We start from the raw sequence: 20,118 nt of genomic DNA, 5'->3' as shown, positions 1-20,118 counted from the left end.
GTTCCCCGCATGACTGCAGCATTTGACGAAGAAGCGCTGCGCCACTGGCTGGCCGACTATCTGGTCACCAACATCGGTTGCAGTCTCGAGGACATCGATTTCAACGCGTCGCTCAACGATCTGGGCGTCGGTTCCCGCGATGCCGTGGTGCTCTGCGGCGAGCTGTCCGAACTGCTCGGCCGCAAGGTCTCACCGGTAGAACTCTGGCAGCACCCGTCGGTCGCAGAGTTGGCTCGGTTCCTCATCGAGCCCGACTCCGCGGACGAAGAGTCGACACCCGAGCCCGGCCGCTTTGGCACCGATGAACCCATCGCGGTGATCGGTCTGGGTTGCCGGTTCCCCGGTGACATCGACTCACCGGACGCGCTGTGGCAGTTCCTGCTCGACGGCGGGAACGCGGTCACCGAGGTGCCCGCCGACCGCTGGGCGCCGTTCGACGACGGTTCAGCCGAGACCGGCAACGCGATCGCCCGCACCACCCGCTGGGGTTCATTCCTGCGCGATATCGCCGCATTCGACGCCGACTTCTTCGACATCTCCAGCCGCGAAGCGGTCAAGATGGACCCGCAGCAACGGCTCCTGCTCGAAGTGGCATGGGAAGCCTTGGAGCACGCCGGAATCCCGGCGACCTCGTTGCGCCGATCGCAGACCGGCGTTTATGTCGGGGCCAGCATCACCGAGTACGGCTGCCACGCGTCGGCCGACCTGGCAGGCGTGGACGCCTGGAGCAACGCCGGTGGCGCACTGAGCATCATCGCCAACCGGCTGTCGTATTTCTTGGACCTGCGCGGCCCGTCGGTGACGGTGGACACCGCGTGCTCGTCTTCGCTGGTAGCCCTACACCTGGCTTGCCGGAGTCTGCGGACCGGGGAGTGCGACACCGCGATCGCCGGCGGCGTGAATCTGCTGATGTCACCGGCGGTGTTCCGCGGCTTCGACCAGAGCGGGGCATTGTCGACGACCGGCGCGTGTCATGCGTTCGACGCCGACGCCGACGGATTCGTTCGTGGTGAGGGCTGCGGTGTCGTGGTGCTCAAGCGGCTGTCCGACGCCCGCCAAGATGGCGACCGGGTGCTGGCGGTGGTGCGCGGGTCGGCGATCAACCAGGACGGCCACTCCAACGGCCTGCTGGCGCCGAACCCGGCCGCCCAAATGGCGGTCCTGCGGTCGGCCTACGCCGACGCCGGCATCGCCCCGCAGGAAGTCGACTACGTCGAAACCCACGGAACCGGAACCCTGTTGGGTGACCCGATCGAGGCCAAAGCACTGGGCACGGTGCTGGGCCGGGGCCGTTCCGCTCAGGCGCCGCTGTTGCTCGGCGCTGCCAAGTCGAACCTCGGTCATCTCGAGGCGGCCGCCGGGATGGTCGGCTTCATCAAGACGGTGCTGGCCGTGCAACGTGGGCGGATTCCGAAGAACCTGCATTTCAACACCCCGAACCCGCACATCACGTTCGAGCAGCTGCGTTTGAAGGTCGTTGCCGAACACCAGGACTGGCCCTCGTCGGATCACCCGCGGCGAGCGGGGATCTCCTCCTTCGGCTTCGGTGGCACCAACGCTCACGTGGTCATCGAGCAGGCGCCCCCCGCCAAGGTCACGGCGCGCGACGTAGATCCGGCAGTGACCACCCTGGTGATCTCCGCGCGGACCCCGGAACGGATCGCTGCTACCGCCAGCGACCTGGCCGATTGGCTGGAAGGCGACGGCGCCGGCGTGGAACTGCCCGACGTCGCGCACACCCTCAATCACCACCGTGCTCGCCAACCGTTGTTCGGCACGGTCTGCGCCCGCGACCGGGACGCGGCGGTCAGCGGCTTGCGGGCACTGGCGGCTGGCACCTCGGCGGATGGACAGAACTGCGGAGTCATCGGTCCGCACGACGGCCCATGCGGCCCCGGCACCGTCTTCGTGTACTCCGGGCAGGGCTCGCACTGGATCGGCATGGGCCGTGCGCTGCTCACCGATGAGCCAGCGTTCGCTCGGGCGTTGGCGGTGCTGGAACCGGCGTTCGTCGAACACGTCGGGTTCTCGCTGTGGCAGGTGATCTCCGCCGGTGAACCGGTCAGCGGCGATGCGCAGGTACAGCCTGTCCTGATGGGGCTTCAGCTGGCGCTGACCGAGCTGTGGCGCTCCTACGGGGTCCACCCCGACGCCGTCATCGGCCACTCGATGGGCGAGGTCACCGCCGCGGTGGTGGCCGGCGCGCTGAGCCCGGCCGACGGATTCCGGGTCATCGCGGCTCGTTCGCAGTTGATGTCGCGGCAGGCCGGGCAGGGCGCGGTGGCGCTGCTGAACCTGGACACCGAAGCCGTCGAGGCGCTGCTGGTCGACTACCCGGACGTCAGTGTCGCGGGCTACCTCTCGCCGAAGCAGACCGTGGTGGCCGGCCCGGTGGCTCCCGTCGACGCGGTCATCGCGGCCGTCAGCGGCCAGAACAAGTTCGCCCGGCGGGTCAACATGGAAGTGGCCTCGCACACTGCGCTGATGGACCCGATCCTGCCCGAGCTTCGGGCAGCACTGGCGGACCTGACCCCTGAAGTCGCCACCATCCCGTTCTTCTCGACGGTGACCGAAGCCGCCATGCCGGCCGGCGGCATGCCGATCTTGGATGCCGACTACTGGGTGAACAACGTTCGGCAGCCGGCGTTGCTGACCCAGGCGGTCGCCGCCGCGGCCGGCGAATACACCACCTTCGTGGAAGTCAGCGCGCACCCGATCCTCACTCACGCTATTGCTGACACCGTGGAAGCCCTCGGCGGTCATCACCACACGGCCGGGACCCTGGTGCGCGAGGCCGACGACGCGGTCAGCTTCCACAGCAACCTCAACCGCACTCACACCACCCAGCCCCCGCTGACCCCGCACCCGCCCGAGCCGCACCCGGTGCTGCCCGCCACCCCGTGGCAGCACAGCAGCTACTGGATCGAGCCCGCGGCCGTCCGTCGCCCCGCCGCTCCGGCAGGCGCAGAGCCGCTGCGGGCTGTCGGCAGCCCGGGAGCGGTGCCCGAGGACTGGTGGTGCGAACTGACATGGCCGGCTGCTGAAGCAGCGGCCGGCGACACCGTCACCCAGCAGTCCTGGTTGGTGATCGGCGACCAGGAGCTCAGTGCCGAGATCGGCGCGAAGCAGGGCGGCGGCGTCACTGCACTGGACGCTTCGGTGTTGGCCGCCTCGGTAGGCGAAGCCGACCGGACGGCACTGACGACTGCCCTGGGCGCTGCCACCCATGTGCTGTACGCACCGTCGAGGGACGCGACGGATCTGAGCGCCGCGCCCGCCTACGATGCGTTCAACGCGGCCCGGCGCCTGGTCACCGCGATGACGGAACAGACGTCCAACCCGGCGAAGCTGGTCCTGCTGACCCGCAATGCGCAACCTGTCGGCGAGGGCGACCGGGCCAACCCCGCGCACGCCGTGCTCTGGGGGCTGGGACGCAGCCTGGCCCTGGAGCACCCCGAGATCTGGGGCAGGGTCGTCGACGTCGACGAGTCGGTCCCCGCAGCATTGATCGCCGGATACCTGCTGGCCGAGGCCGACGCCGCCGACAGCGAGGACCAGGTCGTCTACCGGGCCGGTATTCGTCGGGTGCCGCGCCTGCTCGGCAGCCGTCCCACCGGTGCTGCGCCGGTCGAATTCGACGCCGGCAGTTGCCATCTGGTGATCGGCGCGACCGGCAACATCGGTCCGCAGCTGGTACGGCAACTGGCGGCCAGTGGAGCCAAGACCATTGTCGCGGTGTCTCGACGTCCGGGCTCAGTGCTCGACGAGTTGGCGACCGAGTTGGCCTCGGCCGGAACGACACTGGTAACGGTGGCTGCCGACGCCGCCGATGAGACCGCGATGGGTGCGCTGTTCGATCGGTTCGGCGCCGACCTGCCGCCGCTGGAAGGCATCCATGTGGCCGCCTTCGCCGGCGGCCCGGTGACCCTGCGCGACATGACCGACGACGACGTCACCACCATGTTCCGCCCGAAGCTCGACGTGGTCGCGGTGTTGCACAAGCTGTCGCTGCGACAGTCGCTGCGCTACTTCGTGTTGTTCTCGTCGATCTCTGGCATCACCGGGTCGCGCTGGCTGGCGCACTACACGGCCACCACCACCTTCCTGGACACGTTCGCCTATGCGCGCCGCGCGGCCGGCCTGCCGGCGACCGCGATCAACTGGGGTTTGTGGAAGTCGTTGACCGACACCCAATCCGATATCGAACGCCAGGTGACTGTCGACTCCGGTCTGGAGCCGATGGCCGACGATGTCGCCATCGGAGCCCTGCCACTGGTGATCGGTGCACGGGGTGCGGTGCGGCACACCGTCGTCGCGGCGGACTGGCCGCGGCTTGCCGCCGCCTACCGCACCCGGGCGGCGCTGCGCATCGTCGACGACCTGCTGATCGTCGACGCACCGGCCGACGGGCAGGCCGCGCAGGCCACCGAGTTCCGCCGCGTTCTGGCTGAAGCCGAACCCGAACAGCGTGGGGAGCTGTTGCGCGACCACGTCACCGACCAGGTCGTCGCCGCCATGGGACTGGGGTCGCGCCACGCGCTGGACCCGACCGCCGGATTCTTCCAGTCCGGCATGGATTCGCTGATGAGCGTCACCCTGCAGCGGTCACTCTCGGACAGCCTGGGCGAAACTCTGCCGGCCGCAGTGGTGTTCGACTATCCGACCATCGACGCGCTGACGGGGTACCTGGCGACGATCCTGCCCGAGGTGGCAGAAGCCGCCGAGCAGGACAGCGCCGACGCCTATGACGACATGAGCGATGACGAGCTGCTCGCGCAGCTTTCGGAGAGGTTGAGTTGAGCGAGAAGAGTGCTGCGCCGGTCGGGGGGCCGGATCGTCGGGCGATTGTTGCTGAGGCGCTGCGCAAGATTGATGATTTGACGGCGCGGTTGGCGGTTGCTGAGGCCGGCGATACTGAGCCGATCGCGGTGGTGGGTTTGGGCTGTCGTCTGCCTGGTGGGGTGGATGGTCCGGCCGCGTTGTGGCGGTTGTTGTGTGATGAGGGTTCGGGGATTGTTCGGGTTCCGGCGGATCGCTGGGATGCTGATGCGTTGTTTTCCTCGGATCATTCGGTGCCGGGAACGATTTGTTCTCGTGAGGGCGGGTTTTTGACGTCGTGGCAGCCGGCGGAGTTTGACGCGGAGTTTTTTGGGATTTCGCCGCGTGAGGCCGATGCGATGGATCCTCAGCAGCGGTTGTTGATGGAGGTGGCCTGGGAGGCGTTGGAGCATGCCGGGATCACCAAGGAGGCGATCCGGGGCACCCAGACCGGCATCTTCGTCGGCCTGACCACCAACGACTACGCCATCCTCGCAGCGGAGAAGCTTGGCCCGCGCGACGCCGATCCGTACCTCTCCTTCGGCAACGGACCGAATTTCGCGGCGGGTCGGTTGTCGTATTTCTTGGGTGTGCATGGTCCGGCGATGATGGTGGATACGGCGTGTTCGTCGTCGTTGGTGACGATTCATTTGGCGTGTGCGAGTTTGCGGCGTCGGGAGTCGGATCAGGCGTTGGCGGCCGGGGTGAACTTGATGTTGGCCCCGCAGAACAGCATTGCGACGTCGCGGTGGGGGATGTTGGCCCCGGATGGTCAGTGCAAGACCTTTGATGCGGCCGCCGACGGCTACGTGCGTGGCGAGGGTGCTGGGGTGGTGGTGCTCAAGCGGCTCTCGGATGCCCAGCGTGATGGTGACCGGATCTTGGCGGTGGTGCGGGGTTCGGCGGTGAATCAGGATGGGCCGTCGTCGGGTCAGACGGTGCCGTCGGGTCCGGCGCAGCAGAAGGTGGTGCGGGCGGCGTTGGCGTCGGCGCGGTTGGAGCCGGGCGATATCGATTATGTCGAGGCGCATGGCACCGGTACGGCGTTGGGTGATCCGATTGAGTTGGATGCCTTGTCGGCGGTGTTTGGTGAGCGGGGTTCTTCGGCGCCGTTGGTGCTGGGATCGGTCAAAACCAACCTTGGTCACCTTGAATCCGCCTCGGGTGTCGCGGGCTTTATCAAGACGGTGTTGTCGGTGCAGCAGGGTTTCATTCCGCGGCATCTGAATTTCTCGGAGTTGACGCCGAACGCCGGCGCGGGCGCGTCGAAGTTTGCGATTGCTGGTCAGGGTATGGATTGGCCGGTGGTGTCGCGTGCGCGTCGGGCGGGGGTGTCCTCGTTTGGGGTGTCGGGCACGAATGCGCATGTGATCGTCGAGCAGGCCCCGGTCAGCGAGGTTGTCGCGGCGGCTCCGGCGGTGCCGGTGAGCACGTTGGTGGTGTCGGGGAAGTCGCCGGCGCGTATCGCGGCCACCGCTGGAGTACTCGCACAGTGGATGGCCACCGACGGCGCCGAGATCGCGCTGCCGGACATCGCAGAGACCCTGCGGCAGAACCGAAGTCGCTACAACTACACGGCGGGCGTATCCGCGCGCGACCGCGCCGCCGCGGTGGCCGGATTGACCGCACTCGCCGCCGGCGAGTCTGCACCCGGCGTCACCGAGCCCCGGCCCCGGCCGGCGACATCACGGCCGGTGTTTGTGTTTTCGGGTCAGGGTTCGCATTGGGTGGGGATGGGTCGTCGGTTGTTGGCCGATGAGCCGGTGTTTGCTGCCGCTGTTGCTGAGTTGGAGCCGGTTTTTGTCCGGCAGGTGGGTTTTTCGCTGCGTGAGGTGATTGCCGACGGCGTTGAGATTTCTGGTGATGCGCAGGTGCAGCCGGTGATCATGGGGTTGCAGTTGGCGTTGGCTGCGTTGTGGCGTTCCTATGGGGTTGTGCCGGATGCGGTGATTGGGCATTCGATGGGGGAGGTGTCTGCGGCGGTGGTGGCCGGGGCGCTGACGCCGGAGCAGGGTTTGAAGGTGATCGGGGTGCGGTCGGCTTTGATGTCGCGGCAGGCCGGTCAGGGTGCGGTGGCGTTGTTGGAGCTCGATGCCGCCTCGGCTCACGAGTTGTTGGCGGGTTATCCCGGTGTTGAGGTGGCGGGGTATTTGTCGCCGCGGCAGACGGTGGTGGCCGGTGCGCCGGCGGATGTGGATGCGGTGATTGCTGCGGTGGCTGCTGCGGAGCGGTTTGCGCGGCGGGTGAATATGGAAGTGGCTTCCCATACCGCGTTCATGGATCCGATCCTGGATGAACTGCGTGCCGAACTGGCCGACATCACCCCCCAAATGCCACAGATCCCGTTCATTTCGACGGCGGTGGATCCCGCGGGGCCCACACCGCGATTGGACGCGGACTACTGGGTGGCCAATGTGCGCAAGCCCGCGTTGGTCAGCCAGGCCGTGACCGTGGCAACGGCGGACCACGACACATTCATCGAGGTCAGCCCCCACCCGCTGTTGACCCACTCGATCATCGAGACGGCTGAAGCCGCCACCGCGGAGCCGGTGACAGTGGCCTCCACCCTGCGCCGGGGCGACGACGAAACACTGAGCTTCCATGTTCAGCTCACCGAACTCGGCGGGCAGCGCAGCGGCACCGGCGTTGCTGACGCCGGTGGGTTCGCGGAACTGCCCACCACCCCCTGGCAGCACAGCCGGCACTGGCTGCAGCTGCCCGCAGGGGCCGGCCAGACGCCGGACGTGCATCCGCTGCTCGGTGTCCACGTCGAGCAGCTCACCGGCGGCCACCTGTGGCAGAACGGCCTTCTTGCGGAGGCCATGCCGTGGCTGGCCGAGCAACCGGTGCACGGACAGGCCGTTGCGTCGGTGGCGGCACTGATCGAGATGGCTTTGGCGGCAGGCAGCCAGGCCCTCGGCCAGCCCGCCGAGTCGATCGCGGTGACCGGCCTGCAGATCGAACAGCCGCTGGTGCCCGAGCGCGGGATGCAGGTCACCACCCAGTTCAGCGGCGCCGATGGCCAGAGCCGGGTTGAGATCCACGCCCGGCGGGCCGGCGAAGCCTGGACCCGGTATGCGGTGGCCGACATCGCAGCGGCGCCGGCGGAGCGCACGGCTTCGGAGTCTGACGCGGGAACCGAGCACAGCGTGCTCACCCTGCCCGACATCGTGGCCACCCATCCCGCCTACCGCCTACACCCGGCATTGCTCGATGCCGGGCTGCGGCAGCTGGCGGCGGGCATCGAAGCCGATGACGCGGAACACAGCGGTTACGTGCCCGGGGCGGTGGCCGCGGTGCGGGTCTTCGCACCGGCCGGACGCCAGGTGCGTTGCCACACCGAGGTGAGCAGTCATGAAGACAAGGTGGCCGTTGGCCGGGTCGTCCTGACCGACGACACGGGGGCCGCCGTTGCCGAACTCACCGGCGTCGAGTTGCGCCCGCTGGATCCCCGCGCCCTGCGGGTGCCGCTGGACCAAAAGCTCTTCGCCACCGAGTGGACGCCGGCGAACTCGGTCATCACGTCAGATGGCACCGGTGCGGCCGCGGGCAGCTGGCTGCTGCTCGCAGAGTCCGGCACCGACACCGAGGGACTGGCCGAGCAGTTCGCCGCGCGGTTGGCCGCGCCGAACCGCAAGGTGTTCACCGGCCCGTTCGCCGATGGCCCGGCGCTGATCGACGCGGTGGGGCAGGCCGGCGCTGACCCGGCACATCCGCCGGCCGGCCTCGTCGTCTTCCTTGACCGGGTCGGGTTCGACGGGTCCGACCCTGACGGCGCGCTGGCCCGCGCCCGCGAGCTCATCTGGTCGGCTTCGACTGCGGCCCGCGCGGCAGTCGATGGTTGGTCCGGCGTGTCCGGGGCAACCAAACCGCGGCTCTGGCTGGTCAGCCGGGGCGGGCTGGCCTTCGGCAGCGAAGAACCGCATGAACCGGGCGACCCCGCTATCGGTGCGCTCAAGGGTGTGGTCCGTACCTGGCGGTTCCCCGGCGAACTCGCCCGGGTGCTGGCCGACGAGCCCGACCTGGGCGCCACCCTGGTGGACCTGGAGGCCTCGGCGGACACCGCGGCCCTGGCCGACGCCCTGCTGGCCGAACTGGGCGCCCCGCTGCGCGACGACGTGGTCGCCTGGCGCGGCGGACAGCGTTACACCGAACGCCTCACCCGGGCCACCCTCGACGGTGCCGCTGACGCAGCCCCGACCGCTGCGGCTCCGCAGGCCGAGGTCCGCGCCGACGGCTCTTACCTGCTCACCGGGGGCCTCGGCGGACTGGGCATCGTGGTGGCCCGCTGGCTGGCGGCCCGCGGCGCCGGGCGAATCGTGCTCAACGGCCGCAGCGAACCCGCCGACCAGCAGCGCGCCGTCCTCGATGAACTGGCCGCCGCAACCGAAGTGGTCTTTGTCGCCGGCAATATCAGCTCGCCGGGGGTGGCCGACCGTCTGGTGGCCGCGGCCCAGGAGACCGGCAAGCCGCTGCGCGGAGTGGTGCACGCCGCCGGTGTGCTGGGCGACGGCCTGGTGACCGCGGTGACGCGGGAGAGCCTGGAAAGCGTCTGGTCGGCCAAGGCCGTCGGCGCCGCACGCCTGCATGCCGCCACCGCAGCCTCCCAGCTCGACTGGTGGGTGGGCTTCTCCTCGATGGCTGCGCTGCTGGGCCTGCCCGGCCAGCTCGGATACGCCACCTCCAACGCCTGGCTGGACGCACTGATGGCGTGGCGACATGCCTCGGGTCTGCCCGCTACGGCCGTCAACTGGGGTCAGTGGTCCGATGTGGGTCTGGGCCGGTCGATGACGCTGAGCGTGCTTGACCCGATCAGCCCCGACGAGGGCATCGAGGCGTTGGACGCCGTGCTTGGTGCGGACTCCGGCCTGATCGGCGCGCGGATCGGGGTGGGACGACTGCGCATCGACCGTGCGGTCGCCACCTCGCCGGAATTTCGGGATCTGACCTTCTTCGAAGACCTCGTCGGTGAGGCCTCTGAAGCCGGAGTGACATCCGGGGCTGGTGCGACAGGTGGGTCGGTAAGCACCGGCGCGTCGTCGGCGGGCGTGCCGGACTGGGCGACCATCCCCGCCGATCAGCGACGTGAGGAGTTGGTGGTCCGACTGCAAGCTATCCTGGCCCGCGAACTTCGGACATCTACGTCAGCGGTCGATGTGGATCAGCCCTTCCCAGAGATGGGGCTCGATTCCATGATCGCGATGACGGTTCTGAAAGAGACACAACAGTTGGTGGGGGTGGATTTGTCGGCATCAATGCTGTGGAATCACCCCAGCATCTCAGCGTTGACGACGCACCTGGTGGGACTGCTGGCCTCGCGTTATGCCGAGCCGGACAGCACCGCGGGGCAAGACGACGATGATTTGGGGTTCGGCTCATCCGGCGGCGTGCTGGATGAGTTGTTCGATCAGGTCGAGTCGGCTTCGACCGGTAGCGAGAGCGGTATTTATTGATGACGGGAACCTCCACGACGTCGATCTTCAACAGGATGTCGGCCATGGGCGCCGACAAACGGGGGGCGCTGACCGAGCAGTTCGACAAGGCGTCGCGGATCGCCGCCGCCGAACCGATCGCGGTCGTCGGAATCGGCTGCCGCTTCCCGGGTGGCGCCTCGGGCCCGGACGCCTACTGGGAGCTGTTGGAGACCGGGCGCGACGCCATCACCGAGATCCCCTCGGATCGTTGGGATGCCGACGAGTACTACGACCCGGACCCGCTCGCCCCAGGCCGGATGTCGTCGAAGTGGGGCGGCTTCATCTCCGATGTCGCCGGATTCGACGCCGACTTCTTCGGGATCTCGCCGCGCGAAGCCGAAGCCATGGACCCGCAACAGCGGCTGATGCTCGAGGTCGCCTGGGAGGCCCTCGAACACGCCGGACTGTCGCCGGAAACCCTGACGGGCATCCGCTCTGCGGTGATGATGGGTGTGTATTACACCGAATACCAAGGGATTTCGGCAGCGAACCCCGACGCGATCGACGGCTACTCGGCCACCGGTAACGCCCACGCCGTCGCCGTCGGCCGGATCGCCTACCTGTTGGGTCTGCGTGGTCCCGCTGTTGCGATGGACTCGGCCTGCTCGTCATCGCTGGTCACCATTCACATGGCCTGCCAGAGCCTGCGCATGCGCGAAAGCGACCTGGCCCTGGCCGGCGGCGTCAGCCTCATCCTGCGGCCGGAAACCCAGATCGCCATGGCCAAGTGGGGCATGCTGTCACCGCGCGGCCGGTGCCACACCTTCGACGCCGGGGCGGACGGATTCGTGCGCGGCGAGGGCGCCGGGATCGTCGTACTCAAGCGCCTCACCGACGCGATTCGCGACGGCGACCGGGTGCTGGCGGTGGTGCGCGGTTCGGCGATCAATCAGGACGGCAAGTCCAACGGGCTAACCGCGCCGAACACCATTGCCCAGGTCGACGCGATCAGCCGGGCACTGCGCAGTGCTGACGTCGCTGCGAACTCGGTGAACCTGATCGAAACTCACGGCACGGGAACGGCTTTGGGTGACCCGATCGAATTCGAGGCGCTCGCCGACGTCTACGGGCGCGGCGCTGACAAGTGTGCGCTGGGTGCGGTCAAGACCAATATCGGCCACCTCGAGGCTGCCGCCGGGATTGCCGGCTTCATCAAGGCTGCGTTGTCTGTGCAACGCGGACAGATCCCACCGAATCTGCATTTCTCCAAATGGAACCCGGCGATCGACCCGTCCCCGACGCGGCTGTTCGTCCCCACCGAGATGACGCCGTGGCCGGCGGCCGAGGGGCCGCGGCGTGCCGCGGTGTCATCGTTCGGGCTGGGCGGAACCAACGCGCACGTGGTGCTCGAACAGGGACCCGACCCGGTCCCCGCGCCGACTTCGGCCGAACCGGTCGCCACTCTGGTGATCTCGGGCAAGACCGAGAAGCGAGTGGCGGATTGGGCTGCCACCCTGGCCGACTGGATCGCCGGGCCGGGCGCCGCCGTACCGCTGAGCGACATCGCCCACACGCTCAATCACCACCGCAGCCGCTACGCCAAGTTCGCCACCGTCTGCGCACGCGACACCGAGCAGGCACTGGCCGGGCTGCGGGCGGTCGCCGGCGGTTACCCGGCCCCCGGTGTGGTCGGCACACACGCCGCGTTGCGCGGCAAAGGAACCGTGTTCCTGTACTCGGGCCAGGGGTCCCAGTGGGCCGGCATGGGTCGCCAACTGCTGGTCGACGAGCCGGCGTTCGCCGCCGCCGTCGACGAGCTGGAGCCCGATTTCGTTGCGCAGGTCGGGTTCTCGCTGCGTCAGGTCCTCGAATCCGGCGAGCCGGTCGTCGGCATCGACCGCATCCAGCCGGTGCTGGTGGGTATGCAGCTGGCCTTGACAGCGCTGTGGCGATCCCACGGAGTCGAGCCGGACGCGGTGATCGGGCATTCGATGGGGGAGGTGGCCGCTGCCGTGGTGGCCGGCGCGCTGAGCCCCGCCGATGGCCTGAAGGTGATCGCCACCCGGTCCAAGCTGATGGCCCGACTGAGCGGCCAGGGCGCGATGGCACTGCTGGAACTGGATGCCAGCGCCGCCGAGAAGCTGGTCGCCGAGCACCCGGACATCACCGTGGCGGTGTACGCCGCGCCGCAGCAGACCGTGATCGCCGGCCCGCCCGACCAGGTCGACGCCGTGGTCGCGATCGTCGACGCACAGGGCAAGCTGGCCCGGCGCGTCGAGGTGGACGTGGCCTCGCACCACCCCACCGTCGACCCGATCCTGGGTGATCTGCGGACCGCGCTGGCTGACCTGAAGCCGGCGGCGCCGAAGATCCCGCTGATCAGTACGGTCGGTCAAACTGGAAGCGACACACCCGCTTTCGATGCGGACTACTGGGTGCACAACCTGCGCAACCCGGTGCGGTTCGCCCAATCCGTGACCGCGGCCGCCGCCGGACACGCGACCTTCATCGAGGTCAGCCCGCATCCGCTGCTCAGCCACGCCATCAACGGCAACCTCGAAACGGCGCGGCCCGCCGGCGACAGCGTCGTGACCGGCACACTGCTGCGCGATCAGGCCGAAGCGCTGAGCTTCCACACCAATCTGGCGACCGTCGCGCCGCCGTCGTCCGATTCGCCGCAACCCGACGGCGGGATCGGCCGCGCTGACCTGCCGCCGCGGCCGTGGCAGCACGTCCGGTATTGGGCTGCCCCGGTCGCCGCGAACCGGCACAGCGCCGACGCGCACCCGCTGCTGGGCATCCACGTCGAGCTGCCGTCGGGTCACGGCCACGTCTGGCAGGCCGACGTGGGCACCGACCTCGTCGCGTGGATGGCCCACCACAAGGTGCACGGCCAGGTCGTGATGCCCGCCACCGGTTTCGCCGAGATGGCGTTGGCCGCGGCCGGCGAGGCTCTGGGGCTGCCGCCCTCGGCTGTGGCGGTAGACCGGGTCGAGGTCGAGCAGATGCTGCGCGTCGACGAGCGGACCGAGGTCACCACTCGGCTGCTGCACGACGCCGACGGATCCGACGAACTGCGCATTGAGATCCACTCCCGCCCGGCCGGCGGCAGTTGGTCTCGGCATGCGGTGGCCCGCGCCGCGGCGGCACAGCCCGCGGCGGCCGCGCAGCGCCCGGCTCCCACCGGCGGCGGCACCGCGCTGTCACCGGCGGACCTGTACACCGCACTGCGCCGCACCGGTCTGCAGCACGGGCCGGCGTTCGCCGCACTGACCAGGATCGTGCGCAAGCCCGGCGGCGTCTCGGAAGCCGAGATCGTGCTGCCCGATGAGGCGACCGCGCACCGCGGTTACCGCATCCATCCGGTGATGCTCGACGCCGCCCTGCAGTGCCTGGCCGCGGCGCTGCCCGACGAGTCGTTGATGGGCTCGGCCGGGATGGAAGAGGCGACCTATCTTCCGGTGGCGGTGGAGAACATCCGGATCTTCGGCGACGTCGGCCGCCGGGCCCGCGGGCACGCCGAGGTGGTCAGCCACGACGACGGCGGAATCCTGGGCCGGGTCACCCTGACCGACGACACCGGGACGGTCACCGCCGAGCTGTCCGGGATCTATCTGCAGCGGGTGCAGCGCCGTACCGTGCCGCTGCCGTTGACCCAGAAGATCTTCGACACCGAGTGGGTCGACGCGGCCGCTCCCGCCCAACCGCCGGCGGCCGCCGACGGCAGCTGGCTGGTGCTGACCGACGGCTCCGAAACCGAAGCGCTGGCAGTCGATTTCGCCGCTCGCTTCGGCTCGGACAGTCGCCGGGTGATCACCGCGGACCTGACCAATGAGCCCGCGGTGCGGGAGGCGTTCGCGCAGACCGCCGACGACCCGGAGCGGCCGCCGGTCGGGGTGATCGTGTTGGCCGCCAGCAGTGCCTTTGACGGGACCGAGACCGGTGACGCGCCGGCACGCGGTCGCGACCTGGCCTGGTCGGTTGCCTCCACGGTGCGCACCATTGTCGGTGGCTGGCACGGCGCCGCGCCGCGGCTGTGGCTGGTGGGCCGCAACGGCCTGACCGTGGGTGCTGGGGAGGCGGGCGACCCGTCGATCAGCGCCCTCAAGGGACTGGTGCGGGTGCTGGCCTACGAGCACCCGGACCTGCGCACCGGCGTGGTGGACCTGGACGCTTCGGCGGACCCGGCGTCAGCCCTGATCACCGAGCTGGGGCTGGCGAGCACCGACGACGTGGTGGCTTGGCGCGGGGAGAACCGCTACGCCGAACGGCTCAAGCGCGCGACCTTGACACCCACCGGCACCCCGACCGTGCGATCCGACGGCGCCTACGTGCTGACCGGCGGCCTGGGCGGTATCGGGCTGGTCGTCGCCCGGTGGCTGATCGACCACGGTGCCGCGCGGATCGTGCTCAACAGCCGGTCGCAGCCGTCGGAGGAGCAGCGTGCGGTGCTGGCCGAGTTCGAGGCACGGGCCCAGATCGCGGTCGTCTCGGGCGACCTCGCCGCACCCGGTGTGGCCGAGAGCCTGGTCGCCGCCGCGGAACAGACCGGGCTGACACTGCGCGGTGTCATCCACGGTGCCGCGGTCATCGATGACCAGATCGTGGTCGGCATCGACAAAGAGACGCTGGGTCGGGTGTGGGCGCCCAAGGCCGCGGCGGCGCTGCGACTGCATGTCGCGACCGTGGGCAAAGAGCTGGACTGGTGGGTCGGGTTCTCCTCGACCTCGTCGCTGCTGGGGGCACCGGGTCAGGCGTCCTACGCCGCGGCCAGTGCCTGGCTGGACGGCCTGGTCGCGTGGCGGCGGGCGGCCGGGCTGCCGGCGATCACCATCAACTGGGGCCAATGGTCCGGCGTCGGTGTCGCACAGGAGCTCAAGTTCAGTGCGCTGGACCCGATCAACCCCGACGAAGGCATGGAGGCCCTCGAGGCGATTCTCGGCGGCGACCTTTCCCGGATCGGCGTGGCGCGACTGCGCCTGGACCGGGTGGCCGCGGCCTTCCCGGAACTGCAGCAACTGGGGTACTTCGCGACATTGGCCGAAGAGCTCGACCTCGACGACGAGGACGACGACTGGCCCGGTCCAGAAGGACTGAAGCAGCTCAGCGCCGATGAGGCCACCAAAGCCGTTGTCGCACGGTTGGGTTCGCGGATCATGGCCATCATGGGTTACCCGAAGGGCAGCGTCATCGACCCGGCTCGGCCGTTGACCGAGCTGGGCATGGATTCGCTGATGGCGGTGCGCATCCGTAACACCGTTCGTGGCGACTTCGGCGCGGAGCCCCCGGTGGCCCTGCTGTTGCAGGGTGCTTCCCTGACCGACCTGGCCGCCGACCTGGCCCGCCAACTCGGCCTCGCCGAGGCGGAGGGGGCGGATGGCGCAAGCGACGCCGGCGGTGTTCGAGGCCGGGCCCAGCAGCGTGCCGCGGCACGCCAGCGGGCCGCGGCACGGCGAAAAGTAGGAGATCGTTCGTGACCAACAACGAAGTGCCGCCCAACGCGATTGCGGTCGTGGGCATGGCGGGGCGCTTTCCGGGCGCCCGCACGCTGACCGGATTCTGGAACAACCTGCGCAACGGCACCGAATCCATCGTCACGCTGTCCGAGGACGAGCTGCGTGCCAGCGGCGTGAGCGACAAGGCGCTGGCGAACCACAACTATGTGCGGCGGGCTGCGTTGCTGGAGGGCATCGACGAGTTCGATGCAAGTTTCTTCGGCTTCACCCCGCTGGCCGCTCGCACCATGGACCCGCAGCACCGGCTGTTCCTGCAGACCGCCTGGCACGCTTTGGAAGACGCCGGCTACCGGCCCGGCGAGATCGAAGGATCGGTCGGCGTCTACGGGACCAGCACCACCAGTGGTTATCTGCTGCACAACCTGATGTCGCACTATGACCCGAACCTGATCATCGGGCAGGGCGTCAGCTTCGAGATGGTCAACCTGTCGTTGCAGAACGACAAGGACTATCTGGCCACCCGGGTGGCCCACCAGCTCAACCTGCACGGCCCGGCGCTGTCAGTGCAGACAGCCTGCTCATCGGCGTTGGTCGCACTGCACCTGGCCTGCCAGAGCATCCTCAACGGGGAATGCGACATGGCGCTGGCCGGTGGGGCGTCGCTGCGGGTCCCGCACCACGTCGGGTACTGGCACGAGCCGGGTTCGATGGTCTCGGCGAGCGGGCACTGCCGGCCGTTCGACGTGCGGGCCGACGGCACGATCTTCGCCAGCGGTGTCGGTGTGGTGGTGCTCAAGTCGCTGGATGCGGCCGTCGAAGACGGCGACCAGATCCACGCGGTGATCCGGGGTTCGGCGCTGAACAACGACGGCGGCACCAAGATGACCTACGCCGCGCCCACCGCTGCCGGCCAGGCCGACGTGATCGCCGAGGCGCACGCGGTCGCCGAGGTCGACGCGTCCACGATCAGCTATATCGAGTCGCACGGCACCGCCACGCCGCTGGGTGACCCGATCGAAATCGAGGGCCTGCGACAGGCTTTCGCGGTTTCGGAGGAACAGCGGTCCGGCCCCTGCTATGTGGGCTCGGTCAAGTCCAACATCGGGCACTTGGAGTCGGCAGCCGGTATCGCCAGCCTGATCAAGACCATTCTGTGCCTCAAGCACCGGGCGATTCCCGGCACGCTGCACTACACCAGCCCTAACCCCGAACTGCACCTCGAGGACGGGCCGTTCCGGATCCGCGGCGAGTACGGGCCCTGGGAATCCGACGGCATCCGGCGCGCCGGGGTCAGCTCGTTCGGCGTCGGCGGCACCAACGCCCACGTCATCGTCGAGGAGTGGCCGCAAGAGGAGACCGCCGGCGCCGCGCCTAAGCCCGGCCCCGAGGTGCTGCTGCTGTCGGCGCGCACCGCCGAGGCGCTGGCGCAGGGTCGCAGCGATCTGCTTGCTGAGCTGTCCGGCGGTGACGACGCCGAGGCGCCCAGCCTGCCGGACGTGGCGTACACGCTGGCCAACCGGCACCCGCACAACCTGCGGCTGGCCGCGGTCGTCGCCGATCGCGCCGATGCAGCGTCGGTACTGGGTGCCGAGGAGAGCGAGAACATCTTCATCGGCGAGGGCGTGGAGCCTGGAGCCGAAGACAGCGACCGGGTGGTGTTCCTGTTCCCGGGTCAGGGAGCCCAGCACATCGGGATGGCCCGCGGACTCTATGACAACGAGCCGGTATTCGCCGAGTACTTCGATCGCTGCGTCGCCGGCTTCGAAGCGGAGCTGGGCTACGACCTGCGCGCGATGATCTTCGAGGGAACCTCGCGTGACCTCGAGCGCACCGACCGTACTCAGCCGGCGCTGTTCACTGTGGAGTACGCGCTAGCGAAGCTGGTCGAGAGCTACGGCGTACGTCCGGCCGCACTGGTCGGTCACAGCATCGGCGAATACGCCGCGGCCACCGTCGCCGGTGTCTTCGACCTCGACACCGCAATAAAGGTGGTGGCGATGCGAGCCCGGCTGATGCACGCTGCACCGCGCGGCGTCATGGTGGCCGTCCCGATCAGCGCCGACGCGGTCGGTGCTTACCTGACCGGTGATGTGGACCTGGCCGCGGTCAACGACCCGGACGGCTGCGTCGTCGCCGGAACCGAAGCCGACATCCGTGAGTTCTCCGAGGCGCTCAAGCAGGCCGGGATCAATGCGCGCCGGGTCCGGACCTCGCACGCGTTCCACTCCCGCCTGATGGACTCGATGATCTCGGAGTTCACCGCGTTCCTTTCTCGGCAGACGCTGAACGAACCGCAGATCCCACTGCTGTCGAATCTGACCGGCACCTGGCTGGCGCCCAGCGAGGCGACCAACCCGGCGACGTGGGCGCGCAGCGTGCGAGCCACCGTACGGTTCGCCGACGAGATCGACACCGTGCTGAACGACCCGCACCGCGTCCTGGTCGAGGTCGGCCCGGGCGCCACGCTGACCGCGTCGGCGGCCCGCAACCCCAAGTTCGCAAGTGGACATCGCGCCGTCCGGTTGATGCGCCACCACGCCCAGAACCGCGACGACCGCGACACCTTCCTGCTGGCACTGGGCCAACTGTGGGCTGCCGGTGTCGAGGTGGACTGGTCGCCGTTGCGCGGGGACTACCAGCCCAAGCGCGTCACTGTCCCCGGCTATCCGTTTGAGCGTCAACGGCATTGGCTCGAACACAATGCCGGCGCCACCTGGGTGTCCGGCTCCGGCGCCGCAGGCGGTGCCGCGGACGGGCAGAGTGGCGGTAACGGCACCAGCGGCTCCAGCGGCACCTCTATCGAGGCGACGCTGCAACGCATCTGGGCGGTATGCCTGGGTGTCGGCTCAGTGGACCGCACCGCCAACTTCTTCGATGTCGGCGGCGACTCATTGGTGGCGATCAGCGTGGCCATGGCCGCCTCGCACGAGGGACTGGATCTCACCCCGCAGGACCTCTACGACAACCCGACGGTCGCGGCGCTGGCCAAAGCACTGACTGCCCGCTACTCGGCCGGCGGACTGGGCCGCCAGTCGCTCGGCGAGGTCGAGCACCCGCCGGTACCGCCGAACATCACCTACTTCCTGGAAAACGGTGTCCGCGAACACGGTCGCTGGCGCATTCCGTTGATCCTGCGGTTGCGGCCCGACGTCTCGGTCGACGACGTCGCAGCCGTGTTGACCGCGGTGGTCAACCACCACGACGCACTGCGGTTGCGCATCACCGAGCGGGCCGGTACTTGGGAGCAGCGGATCGTCGAGCCGGGCGAGTTCGGGGAGATCAGTACCCACTCGCTGCCCGAGGGCCTGACCGCCGAGCATGACGCGGTGCGTACGCTGCTGGCCGAGCACATCCGCGACCAGGATCTGGCCAGCCCACCGCTGACGGCGCTCTACATCCGCGGCGCGGCGGGGGACCTGTGCTACCTGGCCCTGAGCCTGCACGCCAGCGTCGGCGACGAGGCCTCCCGCGACATCCTGGTCACCGACATCTTCACCGGGTTCGGTCAGAAGCTGGGCGGCAACGACATCGAACTGCAGCCGGTCGGGGTCGGATGGACCGAGTGGTCGCAGCGCTGCGCCGGGCTTGCAACCCACCCGGCGGTGCTGGAAAGCCGCGAATTCTGGCTGAAGACAACGAAGTCGGCGACCCTGCGACTGGCCGCAGTTGTCGCCGAACCCCCCGCCGCGGCGGATCTGTCCAAGCTCACCACGATGCTGCCCGCCGCCGACACCAGCGAGATCGACGATGCGCGTCGGCGGCTGCGGCTGCCGATCAACGACATCCTGCTGGCCGGGCTGAGCCGGGCGGTGGCATCGGCGGTCGGCGAGGGCACTCTTGCGGTCGATATGGGGGGTGCGGGCCGTTCGGTGCTCAAACCCGAGGTCGATCTGCGCCGTACCGTGGGCTGGTTCACCACGCTGTACCCGGTTGCGCTGCGCTGTTCCGCAGACAGTCAGGAAAGCGCTCGGCAGTTGCTGGACTCGGTCCACGAAACATTGGACGGTGTACCGCATTACGGGATCGGCTACGGCCTGCTCCGCTACCTGTACGCACCGACCGCGCGACTGTTCGGCTCGGTTGCCCCTGCCGATGTGCACTTCTCCTACATCGGCGCGATTCCCGAGCCGCCGTCGCTCGGCGATTCTCCCGTGCAGTTCGACCCCGACACCGCGATGCCGGTGCGCGAGGCGATCCCGGGGCTGGGGCACGCGCTGGAGTTACGGGCCTATCGCACCGGCGGTGTGCTGTACCTGGATTGGTGGCATGACAGTCGCCGGATCGAGCAGTCTGTGGTGCGCGCGATCGCCGACGGGTTCTCCGCGGCGGTCATGGACCTGGTTCGCGCGGCCCTCGCCGAAGAGGACGTCGCCGCTGAAGGCGAAGACGAAATGACCCTGGTCGAGCTGTCGTAGGTTTAGGAGAGAACC

4 protein-coding genes are annotated in these 20,118 nt (G+C 69.0%); all 4 read left to right on the top strand.

Annotated elements, in window-relative coordinates; genetic code table 11:
- Positions 1-9 precede the first annotated feature (9 nt).
- From RCP37_RS11430 to RCP37_RS11415, 4 genes are read left to right on the top strand one after another with little or no spacing between them, the layout of a single operon-like run.
- Entirely contained in the window at positions 10-4,800 is a 4,791-nt protein-coding gene (locus tag RCP37_RS11430; protein WP_308483251.1) for a type I polyketide synthase, read from the top strand.
- Complete coding sequence (locus RCP37_RS11425) at positions 4,797-10,271, top strand: type I polyketide synthase (protein ID WP_308483250.1); 5,475 nt, start codon at positions 4,797-4,799, stop codon at positions 10,269-10,271. Before RCP37_RS11430 ends, RCP37_RS11425 begins: the two co-directional genes overlap by 4 nt.
- Positions 10,271-15,709 carry a type I polyketide synthase gene (locus RCP37_RS11420; RefSeq protein WP_308483249.1) on the top strand — a complete coding sequence of 1,813 codons (5,439 nt, stop codon included), beginning with the start codon at positions 10,271-10,273 and terminating at the stop codon, positions 15,707-15,709. The genes RCP37_RS11425 and RCP37_RS11420 overlap by 1 nt, the downstream gene beginning before the upstream one ends.
- Entirely contained in the window at positions 15,706-20,103 is a 4,398-nt protein-coding gene (locus RCP37_RS11415) for a type I polyketide synthase (RefSeq protein WP_308483248.1), read from the top strand. The genes RCP37_RS11420 and RCP37_RS11415 overlap by 4 nt, the downstream gene beginning before the upstream one ends.
- The last annotated feature ends 15 nt before the right edge of the window (positions 20,104-20,118 follow it).

The sequence above is a fragment of the Mycolicibacter sp. MU0102 genome (assembly GCF_963378105.1).
Classification (GTDB): domain Bacteria; phylum Actinomycetota; class Actinomycetes; order Mycobacteriales; family Mycobacteriaceae; genus Mycobacterium; species Mycobacterium holstebronense.
Note: the sequence above shows the minus strand (reverse complement) of the source record. Positions and strands in the feature narration are given on the sequence as shown.

Coding starts and splice junctions, on each gene's coding strand:
- RCP37_RS11430 (WP_308483251.1), top strand. CDS start 10: ATGACTGCAGCATTTGACGAAGAAGCGCTGCGCCACTGGCTGGCCGAC.
- RCP37_RS11420 (WP_308483249.1), top strand. CDS start 10,271: ATGACGGGAACCTCCACGACGTCGATCTTCAACAGGATGTCGGCCATG.